The sequence below is a fragment of the Dyadobacter diqingensis genome (assembly GCF_024220585.1).
Classification (GTDB): domain Bacteria; phylum Bacteroidota; class Bacteroidia; order Cytophagales; family Spirosomataceae; genus Dyadobacter; species Dyadobacter diqingensis.
The window spans coordinates 486,545-503,546 of sequence record NZ_JAMXKF010000002.1; the positions used below are offsets into that span (position 1 = coordinate 486,545).

The window sequence follows — 17,002 nt, forward strand, 5'->3', positions numbered from 1 at the left end:
TATTGACGTAAAAGAATACATCCAGCTAAAAAAGTACCTTCAAAATTGGTCCGATACATTACCGGGACCCAATGGCACTATAAAACCAATATCCCGGCACTCCATTGCAAAGCGTAGATAGTTTTGTAAAGTTTTGTTTTTATTTCAACCAGTTTTTCCTGCGCCTCCAGTGCTTTACTTTCGCGGGTATTAATCAGAAAAAGTGAGCTTTCTCCATTCAAAAAGCGGATTTCTTCCGCCCTGACAAGTTGTTGGTAGCTCAGAAAATTGGCATTCTGAATAGCAAGCTGTGTTTGCAAAGCAGTAAATTCGTTATGATAGCTTTTTATTTTGATCTGTATTGCCAACTTCTTCTGACTAAGATCCAGACTGGTTTCTTCTATCTTAAGTCTGGCTTTTCGGTATTCGCCGCGGCCCTCGGATAAGCGCAGCGGTAGCTCAAATTTGAACCCGTAGCGATAATTGTTATTAAAAAAGAGACCCGAAAACTCATTACTGATTACATTATAACCTTTACTCAAATGATTGTAGGTAAAATCTGCTTTGGGTAAAAGCGACTGAAATTTCAACTTCCGATCAATTTGCAGGGCATCCAGTTTGAAATCATAAAGCTGTAATTCGGGATGTGAAGCAGCCGCAATACCCAGCAACCCGTTCAGGTCCGTTTGAAAATTCTGAATGACCATCTCATTTTCCCATTCGCTCTGCGGGATGACTGCCTCAGGTAATAGATAGGGCTCATCGTTGTCGCGCCACAAATACGCAGAAAGCCGTAAACCGGCATTTTGAAATTCGACCCGCTTTTCATTTTGTCTGAACCGAAAACTTTGAAGCTGTGTCAAGGCTTCTACCGTGTCAATCGCCGGCCGTTCGCCGTTTACAAACGATTTCTTTACGAGCTCCAATCTTCTTTGATTAATTTCCACATTATCGCCCACAATTTTGTAGGTCTGATAAGCCCTTACCCAAAGCCAGTATGCGTCCATTCCATCCATCAGGAGGTCGTTCACAATAGCCCGCTGCTCCGCCACAGCCATCGTATTAAAGATTCGTGCTTGTTTTAAAAATGCCCTACGCTTATCCATGAGCAGATTTTTTGCCAATGGCACCGTCACCCCGACATAGCTGGACTGCCCCTTTGTCAAGGTAGGGTCTGTTCTATTCCCCGTCAAATTTTCCAGCCCGGTATGGATTTCCACGCCGAACCAAGTCGGAATGGACAATTCAGGCGATGTCTGTTTGTAATAATTTGTACCGTCGAAAGTTTTTTTTGCCACGTAAGCACCCACCACCGGATCAAATCCACCGCGTGCAACAAGCAGATCTGCCCGGGATTTATCAATGTGAATATCCGTTTGCTTTACCACGGGGTGGTATTTTCTTACAATTTGGAGTACTTGCTCCGCATTCAGTGTTTTTACCGTATCGCTGGTCTGTCCGAATATTTCGCAAACAGACAAAACATAGAATAAAATACTGGCTACGCTAACTCGGATGCAAAAAGAGAACATCATTTGTTTTTGGTTTTGTCGCTTGTTTTTGATTGTTCTTCTTTCAAGTTGTAGTAATCCGGTGGAAAACCGTTGATGTTCCGCCATAACTCATACCAAACCGGAACATCTTTCAGTAGGGCAATGCCCTGCGCCCCCGTCCCGAGCTTTAATTGCGCAGGCCAGCTTTTATCCGTGTTGTCTTCCTCAACCAACACCCTGAACATTCCATTGGGGCTAATCGTATTTTCATAGGAAAGTATTTTACCTCCGAAAGTTCCGTAGCTATTTTCGGGCCACCCACTGAACACAATAGCCGGAAACCCGTCAAACATGAACCGGACTTTCTGGCCAATGCTTATCAGGGGAAGGTCTACCGGACGGACAAACATTTCAACCGCATAATGTACCCGGGTGGGCACGATGATCGCAACGCGCTCTCCGTCTTTGAGTATTTCTCCTATCCCCGCCTTCTTGGCCTGCACCACCTGGCCGTCCTGTGGCGCCAGAATTACATACATGTTATTTCTGATCGTGTAATTGGTCACCTGATTTTCCAGTTTGGCCACCTCACCCTCTCCGCTTGCAATGTTACTCATGCTCTGGAATCGGTCTCCTGACGCCTTACTAACTTTTTCAGCATATTCTTGCTCTACACTGTTCTGCTCAATCCGAGTATTGATTACCTCCTGCTGAGTTTGGGCCAGTTTATTATCGACCATCACACGCTTCGCAAGAGCATTTTGAAATGCCAGGTTGCGCTGTTGTAACTGGGTTTGGGAGACGAGCCCCTCTTCAAACATTTTCTGCTGGCGTTCGTATTGGTTTTTCGCCAGTTCAAACTCGTTGGTCACTGCATCAAGCTCAGCCCTTTCACCGGTCAACTTGTTGTCAAGTTGTTTCAATTTATTATTGAGCTGGTCAATTTTCAGTTTTTTCGACATATTCAGCGCCTGAATCTGAAAGTCGGATGTTCCTGCTTTTTGTTTGTAATACTGAATTGTACCTTTTTTTGCTTCCACCTGCTGTTTTGTACGGTCAATCAGGTTGGGATCCAGGTAGTCTTCCTTGATCTCAGATATCTGTAATAACGTATCTCCTTTCTTTACGAAATCGCCTTCCTTCACCGACCACCGGGCGATCCTGCCAGGTATAGGTGAGTGAATTTCCTGCGGGCGCTGCTCCTGATACAAGGTCGTAATATTACCTTTTGCCTTGATATTTTGCGTCCACGGCAGAAACATAACTGCTACCAGAAACAGCATAAATCCTACAAACCAGATACGCACTTTTAGATGCTCTCCGCTACTGTAAATTTGTTCCAGCGATTTCAGTGGGATTTCATATTGGGGGTGTTCCATGTCAGTTATTTTTTTGAATGGTGGCAAAACCTGAGTTCAGGGAGATGATATAGTCACATCTGGAAGCAAAGGCTTCATCCTGGGTCACAACGATTACCGTCACGTGTGGAGGCCTGTTTATCAGATAGCTTATAATTTTTTCCTTTACAGGTTCTTCAAATCCGGCCCACGGTTCTTCCAACAGTAACAGAGAAGGTTCATTCAGCAATGCTCTTAACAGCATGATACTCCGCAGCACAGTTCCCCTTACATTTTTCCCGTTTGAAGTTATACTGGTTTCCAATCCATGCACTGGCATTTTGAGATCGTGTAAAAGCCCGGTTTTTTCAGCCAGCTGATTTATTGTTTCAGGTGTAATACCCTTCCGATCCATCGTTATATTTTCCAGGATCGAACCATTGAAAACTTCCTTCTGTGAGAAAAATACACCAAAATTTTCACGCAGTGACTGTGATTCGTAGCTGGTCAATGGAATGTTATTGACAAGTATAGAGCCGGAATATTCGTGATAGAAGCCGCCCAGTATTTTCAGTAGTGTCGACTTTCCGGATCCTCGCTGCGCTCTGATACAAACCCTGCTTCCTGACGGGATATGCAGGCTGGTGTTTTCAAGAATTATTTTACCCCCCGGAAATGCAAAAGAGAAATCTATCAATTCAAGATCTATTCCTTTTTCCGGGTTCGCCAGCTTAAATTTCCCATCCCGTTCAGTCATATTTTCGGTTACCGTCGCCAGCTTTTCCAGACCCGTAACCACATCATAAGCACTGTCAAGGTTGACGATCAGTTTTTCGACTGCGTTGATCACCGTCAGGATCACAATTTCAGCAGCAATAAATTCACCTATATTCAGTTGCTGGTTGAGCAACAGATATGTGCCCACGGTCAACATCGCGGTTGTTATCGCAACCTTGACAAATACCAGCGTCTTATATTGAAATAAAAGTACTTTAAAATGTGAGCTGCGCGAATCCAGATAACCGCTTACGAAGGTATCTGTCTTTTGCAGGTTCAAATGATTTCCATGTGCTATTTTGAAAGTGTTAATCACTCTCGCCATGTCCTGGAGCCACCCTGCCACTTTGTATTTAAATACACTTTCTCTCAAACTGGAGTCCAATCCGCTTTTTCCTGTAAAAGTAAAGATGAGCCACAAAATAAGGAGAAGTACTATACCAAAGACGATAAAAAACGGATGATAAAGCCCCAGCAAAAGCAATCCTAACACAATCTGGATTGTCGCGATCGGCACATCCAACAATAGCTTCGATAACCCTTTCTGAACATTCAGTGTATCGAAAAAGCGATTTACTTTTTCAGGCAAGTAATAACTATCCGTTTTGACCAGATCAAATCGCGGGATGATATCCGCAAATTCAAAGGCATTCCGTGTAAATATTTTCTGTTGTATCCTTTCAATCACTTTCATCTGATTGATCTGCAACAAACCCACCGCAGCCACACCGGCAACTACCAGAAATATCAGCACGTAGATCGAGGTGACCATAGCTGCACCCAACACAAAGCCAATGATCGCCTGAATGCCGACTGGCAGGCTCAACTGTATCAAACCGCTTAATCCGGCATAAAAATAGATCGAGGCGACTTCACTCTTTTCGAGCCGGATCAGATTCCATAGTCTTTGTAATGGGCTTATTTTTTCCATGCTTATAAATTTTGACAAATATAATAATGCTCTCTATAATAATAGTATTACTATCATAAAATAAAGTAAAAATAATTTTAAGATAACATATACTATTACCAGTGGGTTTTTTGCTACTTTGCAATCAAATTTTTAAATATGGAATTCCAAGTAACCTTTCAGGTAAATCAAAAGATATTTCTGCGCAACCCGGAAAGCAGTGAAGTGGGCAGGCACATCGTTAAAAGTGCTATCGATTTGATTTTCGAGCTCGGTTTTGAACACTTTACATTTAAGAAACTGGCGGTAGAGGTGGGTACCACCGAAGCCACTGTGTACCGGTATTTTGAAAACAAACACAGGCTGCTGCTTTACATCCTAAACTGGTATTGGAGTTATATGGAATTTCTGGTGATGTTTCGCCTGCAAAATGTGACTGACAATCATGTCAAACTGAAGACGATCATTGAACTACTTACGCACGATTTACCTGAAAGTGCGGGCCGTCTGGATTACAACAAAAAATATCTCAACCAGATCGTTATCTCAGAGAGCAGCAAGGTATATTTTGTTAAGGAGGTGAAAGAAATCAATAAGGATGAGGTTTTTAAACCTTACAAGGATCTGTGCTCGAAGATAGCCGGTGTTATCTCGGCGTACAATCCGGATTATTCCTACCCCCGATCACTTAGCAGTACACTGATCGAAACAGCCCACTATCAGCAATTTTTTAGCAGTTACTTACCAAAACTGACCGACATCACGTCAGAAAACCATAAAGAATTCACAGCTGTTTTCCTGGAAAATCTACTCTTTAGGGTTTTGGGTTGATTAAATTTTATTGCAAGCCTCCCAAGCTTTGCATTCAGAAACCCATACAACTACAAATCAAATACTTACAAGCAGATAATGCCTTTTGCCAACTAACAGGCAAATCAAATTCATAGTCCAATTTTTATAAAAAATAGAAAATTATAGCTATCTTATGAAGCAATTATTTGCTACTTTAAAAACGTCAGCCATTTTCTACCTGCCTACTTTTTTCCCTACTCAATCTCAACTGCATGACAAATTTCTACCAGACATCAAAATGTCAATCGAAAACTCCTTGTATCCAAACATTCCGTCAAATTTCCGTTAGCAGGAATATTCCAAATCACAGTTTCTGTCGAAAAATACTTGCTGGGCACAGATACCTTCTGGTTATTCTTATAACCCTCCTCGCTCAGGAAAAAGGCTTTTCACAAAACAAAAATGAAAGTTCGTTCAGGGTAAGCGCGAGTTTATTATCGACGTCACCTACGATTACTTTTTCCAGCAATACTGGTTTTGGTGATAATATCGCAACAGACGGCGAGGGTAGCTCAGAAGCTATTTCTGACATCGACATCCAAACCATCCCGATCACCAACAGTGCCGGAACCAAGTTAACCGATGACCCACTGGAATTTCATAACGGTGACAGCGGCTGGGATGGTTATCCGGCATTGATAACCATCGGCAATAACCGCATTTTTTATGGCTGGTCGATTAAATCAGCCAATGGCGCTAACTTTTCATTGGCATCAATAGGTTTTTTGGACTGGGGAGACCAGACCGGAAAAAGCTTTAAAATAGAAGCTTTTGAAGGAGGCTTATCCAGAGGCAGCCTAAGTTTCACCGGAAATACAACGACTGTTTACCTGCCGCTGTCGCAAACTTCGGGGACACCGGCTTTAAAATTACCGGGCGCATTTAGTAATGTTGACGAAGTCAGAATTTACCAGGCCAATGGCGCAGATTCCTACATCGCATTAAACAGCATTAAAGTATCCGGGCCAAACAACCCACCCGCCATATCAACAGTCACCAACCAAACCACCTGTCTTGGAACTGCCATTGGTGCGATTGCCTTAACCGTTACCGACGAAACTGTGGCGACGGTTGGCCTGACAGCGAAGAGTGGAAATACAACTTTGATACCGGATGCCAATCTTGTATTTAGCGGCAGCGGCTCGAACCGTACATTGACCGTCACCCCGGTCGCAGGACAAACCGGAACAACAACGATCACCATCACGGCGGCGGACGCTGCAGATATTAAGGGCACCCAAAATTTCAGCGTTACGGTAAAGTCGCTCGCCGAAACTGAGTTGGCTTCCTCAACCACCGAACGAACACTGACTGTCAGCGGCCCTGCAACACTGACTAACAACTGCAAGCTAATTGCCGGCATTGTACCGAATGCCATAAATGGTGAACCCAACCGCTTGAACGGTAGCGTCACAGCGAAGGTATGGATCGAAAGCGGCGTTCCGGATTATAGCGGCGCACCTTATGTCGCGAGACATTACCAGATAACGCCGGCCAATAACGTTCAGGCAGCCACTGCAACAATAACACTCTATTTTACAAATCAGGATTTTAGCGATTTCAATGCCCTGAGTGCAGTAAAACTTCCTTTATCCACGGATAATCCCACGAACATAGCGGCAAGGAAAGCGAATCTTCGAATTGGTAAATTATCGGGAACGAGCAGTGATGGTTCCGGGTTACCTTCAACTTATACCGGCACAAAACTGGCTATAAATCCCGACGATGCGAATATCATTTGGAACACGACAATGCAGCGGTGGGAGGTTTCATTCGATGTAGCAGGTTTCAGCGGCTTTATTGCACTGACGGACATAACTCCACTGCCGGTAAAACTGATATCATTTGAAGTTAGTCAGCAGGAAAATCGGGCATTGCTGCAATGGACGACATCACAGGAAACCAATTTCAGTCATTTCGAAATTGAGAAAAGCGCCGATGCCCGTAACTGGGCAAAAATTGGAGAAAATATCTATCCAAGCACAGCGAATACCTATCGTTTTTCTGACGCCGAAATTCTGTCATTTGGAAAAAACACGTTGTATTACCGACTGAAAATGATGGATCTGGACGGAACTTTTGCTTATAGCCGGATGGAAAGTTTCCACGCTGCTAAATTAGCGGCAATGCTTCTGTATCCTAATCCAGCCAGCAATATGGTAAAACTGGATATAACCGGCATTTCGGATTGGAGTGACGTTCAAAATGTAAAATTTCACAACGCCAGCGGACAGCTTGTCCTGAGTATCTCTAAGCTCACGAATAGTGAAATTGATGTTACAAATATTCCCAACGGAAGCTACATCGTGGTGATTACGAATAAAAACGGCAGCACCAGAAACTCCAAAGTGATTGTTGCGAAATAAGAATATCTACTTTTTTGAAAAAGACTGTTTCAAATCCATGAGACAGTCTTTTTTCTTTCGGTTACAACCATGGAATTGAAAGTTGTGTCATGAGAATATAAGTATTTATTGTTCTTCCATAAACCAACCCATACGAATAGCCCATGAAAAGTAATTTTATTGCAATCCTGTTTTTATCTGTTCTGGCCAGCAGTTGTATCAAGGAAGAAACCGAAGTCCCGCCAATCGTTTGTGATTGTTTCAGCTCACAGATTATCGGGAAAGACAGCCTAATGTCAGGTAGTCACCTCGGTATAGAAATCGGCGGAAATGCGTATGAAATTTATAAAACCCTTGAACAGTTGCGTGATACTAAAAACGTCAGATACATCAATGTGGTTAACAACATATTTTCGGGCTTGGGTCAACTTCAGGAACGGATTCCGTTATACCAATCCATTTTTCTTGACGAGCAAAAAGGCACCGATTCCGGCGTGCAGATTTCGTTTGAAAACAACAAAGTTTCGAAGATATTTCTGAATAGCGGCCGGCAGCTTTCCCAATGGCCTGGTTTTGGAGACGCTGCTACATCCATAAGAACCGGAGACGACGTGGTCTTCCTATATGCCAAACTACTAAAAATCAACAAGCTGAGCGCTTACGCAAATAAATTCGAGCGTATTTCTCTTTTCACCAAAGACATGTCTTTAAAGTACGATCCTATTCTCGCGCAATCGCCGCAGTGGTATTTCACCCACATACCAGGTGATAAACTGATGGATCTGATTCATTTAAATTTCAAAGACGGCAAGCTGGTTAAAATCAATATCATTCATTACAGAAATAATTAGCAACTTCTCGCTGTAAAATAATATCTGCCTGGCCGTTTTAATATTAACACAGTCAGGCAGATATATTTTGATCAATAGCTACTTTTCTTTAAAACGAGAAAAAAGTGTCCGTTCAAAACCACCCGTAATACATTCAGGTCATGATTAAAAACCATCTTAAAATTGCATTGCGGAGTCTTTGGAAACACAAAGTTTTTTCATTGATCAATGTCCTGGGACTGGCCGTCGGTATGTCGGCCTGTTTTCTTATTGCGCTGTATGTCCATTTTGAGCTGAGTTATGATAACTTCCATTCAAAAGCGGATAGGATCTACCGGCTGGTAACGGATATCAAAACACCGTCTGAAACACTGGAGGTTGATGTAAGCACCTGGTCGACTGCGCCGAAATTAAAAGATGATTTCCCGGAAGTGGAAGCATTTACCAGAATTAATGCAGCCAATTTCAAGATCCGCAAAGGCAATGTTCTGTTTAAAGAAGAAAGAGCTTTTTTTGCCGATTCATCCCTGTTCAATGTTTTTGATTTTAAACTGATCAAAGGCAATCCTGCCACTGTTTTAAAAGGGCAGCTCAGTATCGTACTGACCGAAAAAACTGCAAAAAAATACTTTGGAGATGTTGATCCCATCGGACAAATATTGGTTTTATCCGGCAGCGATCTGGCGGCGACAGTCACTGGAGTGATGAAAGATATCCCGGCCAATTCCCACATTAAGGCGGATTTGTTTGTGTCGATGTCAACCTTTACACAGCGACTTAACAAGGACCTCGATGAAAACTGGGGCGACTTTGGTGCCGTTTCTTATCTGCTGCTAAAACCCGGGACCTCCGCCGGAAACCTCCAGGCTAAACTGCCGGCTTTTATGCAAAATCACGCCGGCAAACTGTTTAAAGAATCCAATGTCCTTTACATTTTGTCGCTTGAATCATTAAGCCGGATATATCTGCACTCGCCCCGCGGCGACCATGAAAAAGGAAGTGCAAAAAACATCTACATATTCTCTGCCATCGCCGTATTTATTTTGCTGATTGCATGTATCAACTTTATCAATCTCTCGACAGCACGCTCTGCCGAAAGAGCGAAGGAAGTAGGGATTCGAAAGTCCTTTGGTGCCGGAAAAATGCTGCTGGCCAGGCAATTCCTCAGCGAATCCGTTCTGGTCAGTCTCGCCGCTTTTGTCCTGGCCGTTTTCCTTTCCGCCGTGCTGATCCCCTGGTTCAATAACTTGTCAGGAAAAACAATCAGTCACGGTATGCTGGAAAATCCTTCATACATCGCCGTATTGTTTATTTCAGCCATTCTGATTGGGTTTCTGGCGGGTATTTATCCCGCGATCGTCTTGTCATCTTTTGAACCGGTTAAGGTTTTAAAAGGTCGATTCACGAGTAGTCTGAAAGGTATTTTATTAAGAAAAGGGCTCGTTACCGTCCAGTTTTCCATATCCATTATCCTGATTATCGCAACACTCATTGTTTACTCCCAAATGACATTCATGCGCAGCAGGGATCTTGGTTTCAGCAAGGATCAGATGCTGGTCATCAATGCAGAGGGGGATGCAAATCAGCAGGCATTCAGACAATCGCTGCATGAACTCACGGGTGTTCAGGCCACTGCCGCAGCATCCAGTACACCCGGCGGTTCTTTTGACGGAGCCTATTCGGAAATAGAAAACAGCCATGGCGATTTACAGGTGGGTCACCTGGGACTATACCTCGTTGATTTCGATTACATTCCTTTGTATAAAATCAAATTGGTAGCCGGCAGAAGTTTTTCCAAATCCTTTTCAACCGATACCACCCAGGCCATGGTCATCAATGAAGCAGCTTCCAAGTTGTTGGGATATACCAATCCGCAGCAGGCCATTGGTCGCAAATTCAAACAATGGGGCCGGGAAGGCAAAATCATTGGTGTAATCAAGGACTTCCATTTCACTTCTCTACACGAAAAAATCAGGCCGTTAACCATGCGGATCGATCCCGTCGAAGCTCGTATGATATCAGTAAAAATAGATGGTAACAATATCAAAAACACGTTGACAGCCATCGAAAGCAAATGGAAATCGCTGATGCCAAACCGCTCGTTCAACTATTATTTTGTCGATGAATTTTTCGACCGCCAGTACCGGAGTGAGGAACGTTTTGAAAAACTGTTTTTCAACTTTTCCATACTGGCTATTTTCATTTCCTGCCTGGGGTTACTCGGGCTCGCCTCTTACAGCACCATCCAGCGCACCAGAGAAATCGGCGTCCGGAAAGTCCTGGGTGCATCAACGGCTAATATTGTAACGCTTTTATCGAAGGACTTTTTAAAACTTGTGCTCCTGTCATTCTTTATCGCCTCCCCACTGGCCTGGTATGGCATGCACCAATGGCTGCAAAACTTCGCCTATCAAACCGACATCAATTGGTGGATTTTTCCGGCCTCAGCCCTATTGTCTGTTTGCATTGCGTTTGCAACCATCAGTTTTCAAAGTATCCGTGCAGCGCTGATGAACCCGGTGGATAGTTTGAAGGTTGAATAATCCAGCAAACCATCGCACTATTTACATTGATAGGTGTAAATATACCTTTGTTCCTGCGTTCCATTCTCTCGATACGAATTGCTTTCAAGCTCATTACCGCTCTCGTCAAGGCTGTACTCATAGTATTTGTACCTTTGAGATTCGGAACCGCTTTTGATCGCGTAACTAGACTTTCTTCGCAATTTTCCATTGCTATAATATTCGTATTCGTCACTTACGTAAAAAACGTTCAGATTACTTAACGATATTTTCTTAATCAGCTTCCCCAATTCATCGTACTCCGACCTGACTTCGTCAACTAGTTTAGTTCCCTGATATACCTTCTCATTCACCAGCAAACCTTTCATGTTATAGTAATATTTGGTAACCTGCCCATCAACCATTTCAACAAGCCTCTTTTCCGCATCATAGTAATATTTCGTGACACTTGTTGAGTTATCAGAATAAGTATAGGTTGAACTGATAATTTGAAAATCCTTATTATATACATTTTTTTCGACGCCCCGAAACTCGTTTTTCAGCATAGTGCGTGTTGTTAATACATTCCCTCTTTCGTCATAACTTGTCAAGAACTCCCATCCGGCATCACCGTCGTAAAATCTTGTCATTCTCCCTTTGTCATCGAATTCCTGAATTTTCAAATAGCTATTTCCCGGAGCGGTCATTGTTCTACTTTTCAATTTCAAGTTTGCGTGATATTCATAGGAAGTTTCCATATAAATTTCATCGCCTACTCTGGATATTGACTTAACCAACAAATTTTTTGAGTCATATATATTTTCAAATACTCTTTCCTGGATAGACGGATCTGATGAAATACCATAGTACTCGTCCTTTACATAAGACACATTGAAGAATTTATCATATTCAATGAAAGATCTGTAAGCTAACTTTCCATCTGAGTAGCGTTCAGACGATTTCGTTAAACAAGCTTCTGTCGAATCTCCGGGAGCAATGTCATCGCTCTTGTCTTTGCATGAAAGCGTAAGAATAATCAAAAAAATAAGGGTGAGGGATTTAAAATTCTTCATCAAATAACTGAATTACGCATAGTATGTATTTACATTTCTCAAATTGTAGACGGGCAATTTGCAATTGGTCACAAACGATTAAATCGCCACCAAGCCGTAAAACATAAAATACGATTATTCCAGGAACGGAAGTTAACCTACCCCGGCAAAAAAAGAAACCCTAAACAATTCAATGCCAGCAATTTATTTAACAACATCCATTTCAACGACAAACGGATGACTGGCCGAATATTTTAAATAAAGCGTATCTCCCGTTCTTAATTGTTTGTTAAAAGGCATCCTTTTTTCAACCATCCGTCCATTGACCCGGTAGTGATAATGCCTGTAAAACTCATACCTTCCTTTACGATAGTCGCTGGAAATACGTCCCGCGATGGCATACGTTCTTACCCCATCCTCCTCTATCCATTTCTCTCTGAGATTATTACATATCCAGGCATTCGCGGCAATTAACACGCCGGCGAAAAGTAGTCGCCCAAAGAAAAAAGTCAGTATTCCCCAACCATTATCCGGAAAATATCTGAAAAATGTCTGATACAAAACAAAGCTGGCCACGATCATGATCATCATAGCCACAACGGGCCAAAAGTGGTCCTCGTTCGGGAAACTATAAATGAAATAGCAGGAACTGAGCACAATTATGGCGGTGGATATGGCTGATTTCTTTTGCGTTCCTGTCACAGATTATTTGTTTAATGGGACAGGCAAATATTAAAATAATCAGATCACCCGGAACCTATTTATTGATAAGAGGTTACATCAAATTCGCAACGGCAAAAAATGGGTGACAATCCACAGCCTCTGCCTACCGCTCTGCTTCATTTAAAAACCTCCGAATCGCCGCCAGATACGCAACCGGGTTATCCCTCACTTTGTTGTGTCCCGAATTCTCAATGATTTCTACCTTTGAACCGGGTATTTCTTTTTGGAATTCATAAATTGTCTCAGGTCGGGCTTCATCGAAACGGCCCGTAATAAACAGCACCGGTTCTTTGATCTCTCGCAGACGGTCGGTTCTTTCAAAGGATTTCAATGTGCCGGTTGCGTTAAACTCCGTCGGCCCCCACATGTAACGATACAACTCTGCGTTAAACTTTCCCGAGCTTTCACAATCCGGGACAGGAATTCTTACACCCGGTTTCCTGCTCAAATATTGTATGTTAAACGAATCTGTGGCTGCAATGTAGGCCTTATGGTCATACATTTTCAGGGATTCATATTTTTGAATTGTATCCTGAACAGGTTGGGAAAGTTGTGAGAGAAGAATTTTTGCATCCCGCATCCAGCGCGAGGTACTGAGCAAGGGCCCTGCAAAAATCACCGATTTTACGCCTTTCGGTTTCTGCGTCAGCATGTATTCTACCGCAACGGTCCCACCCCAGGAGCTGCCCAGGATATGGATTTCTGTAAGGTTCAGCTCTTTTCTCAACACTGTAATTTCATCAACAAACCGGGGAAGCTGCCAAAGTGTGGTATCCGTTGGCCTGTCTGAGTGACCGGAACCAAGCTGATCATAAAAAATCACCGGCCTGTCGCCACCCAAAGTGGCATATGACGGGATACCCTCGCAGCTTCTGCTACCCGGACCGCCATGGATCAGCAGCAATGGAACACCCTTACCGGAACCCACAACCTTATACCATATACGCCCGCCTTATACCTGAACAAAACCTTCTCCCGGTCTCACCGAATTATTGTTTCCAAAAATAAAGAGAAGGATTGTAAACAGAAGAATTGATTTCATAAACGTATCGCAGGTTATTAATTCAGAATCAGGATTGTGAAAGATAATAAAAGTTTGAGCTGATCGAAAAATTTAAGGACCAGGACTGGCAACCGTTATAGTAAAACAGCCGTTTTCTATTCTTTTTGATTTACAATAACATCTTAAATCAGAAACCGAACCTCTTCATTCCACATGACCTTTCGAAAAAAATGTTATCACCTGATTGTCAGCAAAAATGTAGTTTATCTGTTCTTCATTTCGGCTTTTTTCCTCCTGGTTGCTTATCAGACGCAGAACGGCGATGAACGTACGTGGAGTATCTACAAAGCCGACGCTGAAAGTACAAGTTATTCCAAACTGGATCAGATCAACATCTCCAACGTCACCCAACTTAAGCCAGCGTGGACTTTTGCTCTGAAAGATATGAAAGAAGGCGCCCGTCCCGGCAGCAGCGAATGCAACCCGATTATTGTAGACGGCATCATGTACGCCACTTCTGCCAAACACTGGGTGTACGCGGTTAACGCTCAAACCGGCGAGCAAATCTGGTCATTCGATCCTTTCGACGGAGCCGAAGGAGGCGGCGTAAGCAGAGGGCTTACCTATTGGGAAGAGGGCGACGACAAAAGAATTCTGGTAACGGGCGGCGATAAACTCTTTGCGCTAGATACCAAATCCGGCAAACCGATTCCCGGTTTTGGAAAAAACGGCAGCGTGAGCATGAACGTCGGGCTGCGCGACGATCCTGAAACAATTTCTGTCATTCCTACTTCTCCTGGTATTGTTTTCAAAAACCTGCTCATTATGGGTGCCGAAGTTTCGGAGTTATACGGTGCGCAGCCCGGATACATCAGGGCATACAACTGCAAAACGGGGAAACTTGAATGGACTTTTCATACCATTCCAAAACCGGGAGAGCCGGGTTATGAAACCTGGCCAAAAGAAGCGTATAAGTACGCAGGCGGCGTAAATGACTGGTCGGGTATGAGCCTCGATCTGAAACGCGGCATTGTTTTTCTTGCACTTGGATCGCCTTCTTATGACTATTACGGAGCCGACAGAATTGGCAGCAACCTTTACGGAAACAGCGTGGTAGCACTCGAAGCAGCCACCGGAAAATACATCTGGCATTATCAGATCGTGCACCATGACTTATGGGATTATGATTTGCCTGCCCCACCCAATCTGGTCACCATTCAAAGGGATGGAAAGGCTATCGACGCGGTGGCACAGATCACCAAACACGGTTTTATCTTCGTTTTTGACCGTGTTACCGGAAAACCTTTGTACCCCATCGAGGAGCGTAAGGTACCCGTTTCAACCATTCCCGGTGAGGAATCCTGGCCAACGCAGCCTTTTCCTTTGAAGCCAAAACCATTCGCCCGTCAATTGATGACCGAGCAGGACCTGACCAGTTATACACCTGCCGGTCGTGATTCAATTGTTAAAAAATTCAGGTCTCTTCGTTATGAAGGACTTTTCACTCCACCCGATTTGAAAGGTACACTCATGCTGCCCGGCTCCCGTGGCGGTGCAGAATGGGGTGGCGCCGCCTATGATCCGTCCAGCACCGTGCTTTTCATTAAGTCGAATGATTCTCCGGAAATAGAATCGATGAAAAAAGTTGATCCCGAATTGGAGGCTAAAAACCAGACCGTTTTTCAGCAGGGCAAAAGCATTTACATGACTTATTGTGTCAGTTGCCATGGCAAGGACAAAAACGGAGACGAACCCAACTATCCCTCGCTGATCGGCCTGAAAAACAGGATGACACGCGAAGCGGCTCTGGATAAGATCAAAAAAGGCGGTGGTAAAATGCCGGCGTTTGCGAGTGTGGTAAAAGGGAAAGAAAAAGGGATTATTGCATTTTTGTACGAGCGGGAACAAAACTCGCTGAAAGCAACCAAACTTGAAACGGGGCAAACCAAAGCCGGTGCCGATAAATATCTCAACCTGACCGCTTACGGCCATTTCCGTGATCCCGAAGGGAATCCTGCATTACGTCCTCCCTGGGGAACGCTGAATGCCGTTAATCTTTCCACGGGTGAATACGAATGGCAGATCCCATTGGGAAATGATGAAAAACGCCAGGAGAAAAATGCCCCTGAAACGGGACAGGAAGGTTCCGCTGGCCCGATTGTGACGGCCGGTGGTCTGGTTTTTATAAGCGGTACGAACGATAAAAAGTTAAGAGCCTTCGACAAAAAGACAGGAAAACTCCTCTGGCAAACTGAACTTCCTGGTGTAGCCAATGCCACCGCTTGCACATACATGGTGGGCGGAAAACAATTCGTTGCGTTATCGGTCGGAGGAAATAAGGAAAATCCCTCCGGATTTATCATGGCTTTTAAATTGCCATAATAGCTGCGTACAACATCCTCTTAACTATATCAAAATTAATACTATGAAAAAAATATCCCCAAACGGCAGACAAGTTTTCACGCAAACGTGTATGATCATTTTTTCCACTTTCCTGATCTCAATGGTTGGTATTCCCTTTGATCTGAAAAAAGGTAAATGGGTAACGCTTTTCGATGGAAAAACCATCAGCGGCTGGCATAGTTATTCCAAAGATGCAGCCGTTGGCTGGCTGATCGAAGACGGTTCACTCACACCCGACGGAACAGGCGGAGATCTGGTCACAGACAAAGAATATGAAAACTTTGACCTCGAATTCGATTTCAAAATACCTCCGGGCAGCAATAGCGGCGTATTGTATAAAGTTGTGGAGAAACCTGAGATCAAACGCACCGTTTTTTCCGGTCCCGAATATCAGATCATCGATGACAAAGGTTATGTATGGAAAAGTGCCGATGGCAAAATCCTGCAATTAAAGGACAGCCAGCTCTCCGGGGCAAATTATGACATGGATGCGCCCACGGATCTTGCAGCTGTGAAACCGCCCGGGGAATGGAACAAAGGACGTATTGTTGTCAATAACAACCGGATCCAGCATTATCTTAATGGCAGGAAAATTGTCGAATACCAGTACGGAAGCGATGACTGGAAAGCCAAACTTGAAAAAAGTAAATTTGCAGAATGGCCCTATGCAACGGCTCACGCAAAGGGTAAAATTGCTTTACAAAACCATAACGTGAAGGAAAAAGTCTGGTTTCGCAATATCCGTATCAAAGAGCTGAATTAATCCGGCAAGAACTTTTTAGCCCACATGTACCTAT

12 protein-coding genes are annotated in these 17,002 nt (G+C 43.6%); 6 read left to right on the forward strand and 6 right to left on the reverse strand.

Annotation, left to right across the window (positions count from 1 at the left end):
- Positions 1-77: 77 nt before the first annotated feature.
- Genes M1L62_RS07635 through M1L62_RS07645 form a run of 3 tightly spaced genes read right to left on the reverse strand, consistent with a single transcriptional unit; the run spans position 78 to position 4,517 of the window.
- Positions 78-1,514 carry a TolC family protein gene (locus M1L62_RS07635; protein WP_254412438.1) on the reverse strand — a complete coding sequence of 479 codons (1,437 nt, stop codon included), beginning with the start codon at positions 1,512-1,514 and terminating at the stop codon, positions 78-80.
- Entirely contained in the window at positions 1,511-2,851 is a 1,341-nt protein-coding gene (locus tag M1L62_RS07640; protein WP_254412439.1) for an HlyD family secretion protein, read from the reverse strand. Before M1L62_RS07640 ends, M1L62_RS07635 begins: the two co-directional genes overlap by 4 nt.
- Position 2,852: 1 nt before the next feature.
- Positions 2,853-4,517, reverse strand: coding sequence for an ATP-binding cassette domain-containing protein (locus tag M1L62_RS07645; RefSeq protein WP_254412440.1), 1,665 nt, complete (start codon positions 4,515-4,517; stop codon positions 2,853-2,855).
- Between the two features lie 138 nt (positions 4,518-4,655).
- Between M1L62_RS07645 and M1L62_RS07650 the strand changes: the two genes are divergently transcribed.
- The 4 genes from M1L62_RS07650 to M1L62_RS07665 all read left to right on the forward strand — a co-directional run bounded on the left by M1L62_RS07650 (position 4,656) and on the right by M1L62_RS07665 (position 11,066).
- A complete protein-coding gene (locus M1L62_RS07650; RefSeq protein ID WP_254412441.1) occupies positions 4,656-5,327 on the forward strand; it encodes a TetR/AcrR family transcriptional regulator in 672 nt (223 codons plus the stop codon).
- A 233-nt stretch (positions 5,328-5,560) separates the two neighbouring features.
- Positions 5,561-7,714, forward strand: coding sequence for a T9SS type A sorting domain-containing protein (locus M1L62_RS07655; RefSeq protein WP_254412442.1), 2,154 nt, complete (start codon positions 5,561-5,563; stop codon positions 7,712-7,714).
- Positions 7,715-7,857: 143 nt separating this feature from the next.
- Positions 7,858-8,544 carry a hypothetical protein gene (locus tag M1L62_RS07660; protein ID WP_254412443.1) on the forward strand — a complete coding sequence of 229 codons (687 nt, stop codon included), beginning with the start codon at positions 7,858-7,860 and terminating at the stop codon, positions 8,542-8,544.
- A 140-nt stretch (positions 8,545-8,684) separates the two neighbouring features.
- On the forward strand, positions 8,685-11,066 hold the full coding sequence (locus tag M1L62_RS07665) for an ABC transporter permease (protein ID WP_254412444.1): 2,382 nt from the start codon (positions 8,685-8,687) through the stop codon (positions 11,064-11,066).
- Positions 11,067-11,083: 17 nt separating this feature from the next.
- Here M1L62_RS07665 and M1L62_RS07670 read toward each other — a convergent pair whose 3' ends face one another.
- From M1L62_RS07670 to M1L62_RS07680, 3 genes are all read right to left on the reverse strand, one after another.
- Entirely contained in the window at positions 11,084-12,097 is a 1,014-nt protein-coding gene (locus tag M1L62_RS07670) for a hypothetical protein (RefSeq protein ID WP_254412445.1), read from the reverse strand.
- Between the two features lie 183 nt (positions 12,098-12,280).
- Positions 12,281-12,778 carry a hypothetical protein gene (locus M1L62_RS07675; RefSeq protein WP_254412446.1) on the reverse strand — a complete coding sequence of 166 codons (498 nt, stop codon included), beginning with the start codon at positions 12,776-12,778 and terminating at the stop codon, positions 12,281-12,283.
- A 124-nt stretch (positions 12,779-12,902) separates the two neighbouring features.
- Positions 12,903-13,742: a proline iminopeptidase-family hydrolase gene (locus tag M1L62_RS07680; protein WP_310589965.1), complete on the reverse strand. Its 840-nt coding sequence runs from the start codon at positions 13,740-13,742 to the stop codon at positions 12,903-12,905.
- Between the two features lie 273 nt (positions 13,743-14,015).
- Between M1L62_RS07680 and M1L62_RS07685 the strand changes: the two genes are divergently transcribed.
- Together M1L62_RS07685 and M1L62_RS07690 are read left to right on the forward strand one after the other, a co-directional pair.
- Complete coding sequence (locus M1L62_RS07685; protein WP_254412448.1) at positions 14,016-16,184, forward strand: outer membrane protein assembly factor BamB family protein; 2,169 nt, start codon at positions 14,016-14,018, stop codon at positions 16,182-16,184.
- 121 nt (positions 16,185-16,305) lie between these two features.
- Complete coding sequence (locus tag M1L62_RS07690; RefSeq protein ID WP_254412729.1) at positions 16,306-16,968, forward strand: 3-keto-disaccharide hydrolase; 663 nt, start codon at positions 16,306-16,308, stop codon at positions 16,966-16,968.
- Positions 16,969-17,002: the final 34 nt, after the last annotated feature.